Genomic DNA, 5,130 nt, shown 5'->3' on the forward strand with positions numbered 1-5,130 from the left:
GCCCGCAGCACTGGAAGCCGGCTCAAGCTCGAAAATGGGTCAACCCTCTCACCGCAATATTATTCGTCGTGGCCGTCGCTCTCACGGCGCGCGGCGTCTTCAAGCTCGCCAATGTGGACCTGCCCAAGAGGGAACCCGTTCCTCCTCCGGTCTATGTCCTCAAGCCGGACGGCACCTGGTATCAGAAGTGAGTCTATTCCGAGATCGGGATTTTGAAGAAGCACATCCACGATCCGACCGCGGCGCCCAGGCTGACGCGCTTCCCGTTGATCCAATCCACATGGCCGTCCTCGAAGAGGAAGTTCCCCCCATCCGGCGCGCCATTTGACCGGCGATGCACCGCCGTCAGGACTTTTTTCCCGCTGTAATCGGTGGTCCAGGTCAGGCGTGGATCATAAATATTCGTCGTTTGCGGCCCGATCCCTTGGAGGCGGTCAATGAGGATTGGCGCCTGGGAATAGCGGTCTCCCATTTTCAGCCGCGTGAACCATTCCTTGGTTCCTTGCGCGGCCGTGTCGCCATCCAGAGTTCTTCGTCCGGGCAGATAGAAATAGCCGAGCAACTGAGGCTGATTGTCGGTCAGGACGTTGTCTTGCTCGTAAGCGCGGTGCCACTTGTCGGTGGGGCAGAACAGGACATGCGTGGGCGGGCGCTCGGTCTTGCCTTTGCCGCGCGTGTTCGGCATCAGGTAATTGATCCAGAAATTGCTCATGCTCGGCATCATCCAGCTCAGATGGTAACCCTGGCTGTTGTCGGGGAAGGAATTGTCCGCGTCTCCGGCATACATGTTGACGGAGATGCCCCATTGTTTGCAGTTGCTCGCGCAGAGCGTTTTGGTGGCCTTGGTTTTCGCCCGGGCTAGCGCGGGCAATAACATGCCGGCCAGGATCGCGATAATCGCGATGACCACGAGGAGTTCGATCAGGGTGAAGCCGGGATGTTGTGGCAACCGAGATTTGGCGGTTGGAGTGAATGCGGTGGGGCGGAGCAGGCGGCAGTTTCGTTTCATGGCTTTGGAAGAGTTTGGCTCTGGCTTGCGGATTAAGTAGCACGCCGCAGCGTGCCGGTCAACCTGCGGTTCTCAATTCTTCTCAATTCTCTCAATTCCTTCCCATGAAGGCGAAGGTTTCCACGGTAGGGCGAGTCCGTCCCGGCGAGCCGCTCGACGAGCTGGGATCACGTTCGGTCCGGCTCGCTGGGGACAGGCTCGCCCTACCGAAGTCAAACTGAGATTCGCTGCTCAATTCCTCAATCCTCCAGGAAGTCCCGGACCACTGCCTCGATCACTTCCTCAACGCGGATTCCGTTCATGCAACGAAAATCGATCGGACACCGCCGCCGAAAACAGGGCGCGCAAGGAACGCGAGCCTGCAGGACTGAATGCCGGGCATCGCCCGTCAATCCGGGACCTGTGAGCATGGGCGACGTGCTGCCGAAGAGCGCGACCACGCGCGTTCCCACAGCCGCCGCCAGGTGCATCGGCCCGCTGTCGTTCGTGAGCAGGACGCGGCACGCTTTCAGACCCGCGGCGAGTTCGCGAAGCGTGGTCTGACCTGCCAGATTCTGGACGAACAGGATCGGCGATTGGCGATTGGCCATTGGCGATAGGCGCGACGCGGCTTCATGGATCTGTGTCCTGATGCTTTCTGCCAGGCTGGTTTCGCTGCCTCCGCCAAAGATAAGCCATTGACAGCCGGTGCGGCGCTGGATTTCGCAGGCCGCAGCCACAAACCGTTCCGCGGGCCAGCGCTTGGCCGGACCATATTCCGCGCCCGGACACAGGCCGAATAGAGGACGCGAACCATTCGACTCGAGTTGCCGGCGAACCAAGAAGTCTTTGACCTCGTCCTCTGTCACGACGACCTGAGGCGCAACCGGCTTGGAACTTGCGCCCAGACAATTCACTAAGTGCAGATATTGATGAATGTGGTGCGCGGCATTTGAGAATTCCTGAACCGCTGGCGCAGGGTTGATTTGGATCAGGCGGCGAACCTCGCCTCCGGACCGCTTGCGCATCGGAACGTTTCCGGAACGCGCGGCGATCGCTTGCGTCAGCAGTCCGCGGCGCCATTGGCCTCGGTAACCAACGCGCATTGGGATCCGCGCCAGCCAGGCCTCCAGCGCGGAACGAAACGAATTCGGCAAAACCACAGCCAGGTCGAACGTCTCACCGCGCAAGCGCCGGCCCACGGACCAGGCGGATTCCCTTTCTGCAATGGGCCAAATCGAATCAATCGCCGGATGGTGACGCCAGAGATCCGCAAGCTTGGCCGGTGTCAGAATGGCGATCTGCGGCTGCGGGTGAGCCTCGCGGAGCCGCAGCAACGCCGGCGTGCTCATCACCGCGTCTCCCAGCCAATTCACGCCGCGCACAAGGATCTTGGCCGGTCGCGCTGGAGAAGGTGGATTTGGCGTCATCAGCCGGTAGAACGCTGCAACGCTTTAACGCTTTAACGGCTCAACCGCTTGTCGAGCGAGGTCTGGGTTTCCCCTCCGGGGTGTTCCCTTGCGCGGCTTCCAGCGTTGATGAACCCAGAACCAGTTGGGTGGATCGCGCAGGATGGCCTTCTCAAAAGCCCGATTCATTTCCCGGACAATGTCTTCAACGGACCGCGGCTCCCCGTTCGCGTAAGTTGGGATCGGTTCGCCGATCTCGATCACCCAGCGCGCCAGGTCGGCCCGGTAACAAATCGCGGTGTAGAGCGTTGCACGATAGCGAAGGGCCAGCACGGCGGGGGCGGCACTCGTCGAGCACTCCCGTCCCAGGAACGGCAACCATAATCCGTGGTCGCCCGCGTGCTGGTCCGCGAGCAATCCCAGAAGCATCCCGGAACCGTTGAGCGCCTCGCGCAACGCCTTCGCATCCGTGCGCCGCTCGAAAAATCGGCAACCGGATCGCTCCCGCAAGGATTGCAACAACCGATTCAAGGAAGGGTGCTTCAAACCGCGGTACGTCGTGGCCGGACTCAAGCCCGTGACGCAAATCGCGCGACGGGCATAAAGCTCGAAATTTCCGAAATGCCCGATGGCAACAATGCAGTTTCCCGCCGCCTGGCCGTCCCGGGTCGCCTGCAACCGCTCGGCGCCCACGACTTCCAAAACACCGTCCAACTCGGCGTCAGACAGCGACGCCGTTTTGATGGCGGACACAAAGTTCTCGCCAATCCTCCGAAAATTTTCCCGGGCGATGCGGCGGAGTTCTTTCGGGGATTTCTCGGCTCCAAAACACTGTTTCAAATTCCGCAAGGCCACTCGGCGATGGCGCCCGTCGAGCCAATAAGCCACGGCGCCGCCGGCGCGTCCCATCTTCGCGGCCCAACGAAGTGGCAGCCGCTGAATGAGCGCGACGGCGCTCCGCGCCAGGCAATAGAGAAGTCGATCCATACCATACTGCGACGGACTTTTGATTTACTGGCGAATCTTTCGAAAACGCCTTTTGGGTGGAACAGGCCACTGGCCTGTTGCGGCAGGCTACCAGCCTGCCGCCATCTTCGGCGGCAAGTTGCCGCCGAAAACGGGCTGTTAGCCCGTTCCACCCATGTTCAAAACACACTCTTAAACTTAAACTTAACGAAAGCAAATCTGCCGGACGCAGTCCTGGAAATCCTTCGCGCCTTTCAGAATCTTGATTTCCACGCGCATGAAAAGAATCGGCAAGTCGCGCCGATCCAGTTTGGGGAAGCGCACGGCGTCCTTCTGCGTGGTGACGATGACCTCCGCCTGGCGCTTCTTGCCTCGATTGATGACGTTAAGGATTTCCTGCTGGGAAAAGCGGTGGTGATCCGCGAACCGTTTCGTATAAACCAGATCGTTTCCCAACTTCACCAGTGACTGCTCGAAGCTTTCCGGTTGCGCAATGCCGCTCAAGGCGGCGACGCGTTTGTTCTTCAGAAATTCCAATCCGAAACGTTCCCCGGTGAATACGTCCTCGAAGTAAAGCGGATGATGCACGCACTCGATGATGCTCGCGTTCGGATTCAACTGCGCGATTCGCTTGCGCAGGCCGACGGCGTTGCCGTCGCTTTTCGTGATGAAGATCGTGCTGGCGCGAAACAGGTGCGACGGCGGTTCGCGCAGCGTGCCGCGCGGCAGCATATACTCGTTCCCGAACGGCTGTTGATAGTCGATGAGCACAATGTCCCGGCGCCGGCCTTTGAGTTTCCAGTATTGAAAACCATCGTCCAGGAGCAGGGTGTCGCACCCGAATTTTTCGATCGCGTAACGCCCGCTCTTGACCCGGTCCTTGTCCACGAGAACGACGACGTCCTTGAGATTCGACGCGAGCATGTAGGGTTCGTCGCCAGCCGTCTCCGAATCGAGCAGCAACGATTTGCCGTCGGAAACAACTCGCGGAGGCGTGCTATCTTCGCGGAAGAGCAACTTATCGATGAAACGCTTCGTTAACGGCGGGGGCTTGGAACGGTACCCGCGCGATAGAATCGCCACGGTGCGGCCCTGGTCTTGCAGTTCCCGGGCAAACTTTTCGACCACGGGAGTTTTGCCGGTCCCGCCCACGGTGAGGTTCCCAATCGCGATCACCTGCACGCCGAGCGTATGGTCGCGGAGGATGCGAACGCTGTAGAGAAAATGGCGGAGTTTGACCGCGACCTGGAAGAGTTTGGAGAGCAGGAACAAGGTAAACCGGACGATCGCCGCGCGTTTGCCGCGCCGCTGCTCGAAGATGACTTCCAGAACGAAGGTTTCGAGATTTTCCGTCCAGGCTCGAAATTGCTCACGCATCGGGCGGCCAGTTTGCCAACCTGGCAACCCCAGAGCAAGAGTTCGCACGGTGCGCTGGCGGATGCAACTCCTCAGTTAACGACGGTGGGGCGACGCTCCTGCGGAGCTTTTCTTCGAGGCATGGGCTCGGGAGGAGTCTCGCCCCACCTTAGGGTCTGTGCAAAAATAACTTCCGGTTTTGGCGGGAGCGCCGCCTGGCCGGATGCAAGGCGCGAGGAGGGAGTATCCCCGTTTTGGGGCTGTGATTGACGAGCAACGCCGCAGCCGGCCAGGCGCCGCCCCGCCCCGGAGGGCTGGGGCGATTTCGCTTTCTGGCTTCGTTTCTCCTCAGTCGCAGAGCCCTGGCTATGCTCCTTCGTCGTGCCTGAAAGCAAAATCACCTCCAGCAAA

4 protein-coding genes are annotated in these 5,130 nt (G+C 60.1%); all 4 read right to left on the reverse strand.

Annotated features, from left to right (window positions below; genetic code table 11):
- Positions 1–193: 193 nt before the first annotated feature.
- The 4 genes from FJ398_25880 to lpxK all read right to left on the reverse strand — a co-directional run bounded on the left by FJ398_25880 (position 194) and on the right by lpxK (position 4,740).
- The gene (locus tag FJ398_25880) at positions 194–1,009 is read right to left on the reverse strand and encodes a type II secretion system protein (protein MBM3841318.1); all 816 of its coding nucleotides are present in this window, start codon (positions 1,007–1,009) and stop codon (positions 194–196) included.
- 239 nt (positions 1,010–1,248) lie between these two features.
- Entirely contained in the window at positions 1,249–2,418 is a 1,170-nt protein-coding gene (gene waaF / locus FJ398_25885; GenBank protein MBM3841319.1) for a lipopolysaccharide heptosyltransferase II, read from the reverse strand.
- 24 nt (positions 2,419–2,442) lie between these two features.
- Positions 2,443–3,384, reverse strand: a complete 942-nt coding sequence (locus FJ398_25890; GenBank protein ID MBM3841320.1) for a hypothetical protein — start codon at positions 3,382–3,384, stop codon at positions 2,443–2,445.
- Positions 3,385–3,567: 183 nt separating this feature from the next.
- The gene (lpxK, locus tag FJ398_25895; protein ID MBM3841321.1) at positions 3,568–4,740 is read right to left on the reverse strand and encodes a tetraacyldisaccharide 4'-kinase; all 1,173 of its coding nucleotides are present in this window, start codon (positions 4,738–4,740) and stop codon (positions 3,568–3,570) included.
- Positions 4,741–5,130 lie beyond the last annotated feature (390 nt).

Source organism: Verrucomicrobiota bacterium, assembly GCA_016871535.1.
Taxonomy (GTDB): domain Bacteria; phylum Verrucomicrobiota; class Verrucomicrobiia; order Limisphaerales; family SIBE01; genus VHCZ01.

Excerpts from the sequence above, each read along its gene's own strand:
- FJ398_25890 (MBM3841320.1), bottom strand. The coding sequence starts at position 3,384 with ATGGATCGACTTCTCTATTGCCTGGCGCGGAGCGCCGTCGCGCTCATT.
- lpxK (MBM3841321.1), bottom strand. The coding sequence starts at position 4,740 with ATGCGTGAGCAATTTCGAGCCTGGACGGAAAATCTCGAAACCTTCGTT.
- waaF (MBM3841319.1), bottom strand. The coding sequence starts at position 2,418 with ATGACGCCAAATCCACCTTCTCCAGCGCGACCGGCCAAGATCCTTGTG.
- FJ398_25880 (MBM3841318.1), bottom strand. The coding sequence starts at position 1,009 with ATGAAACGAAACTGCCGCCTGCTCCGCCCCACCGCATTCACTCCAACC.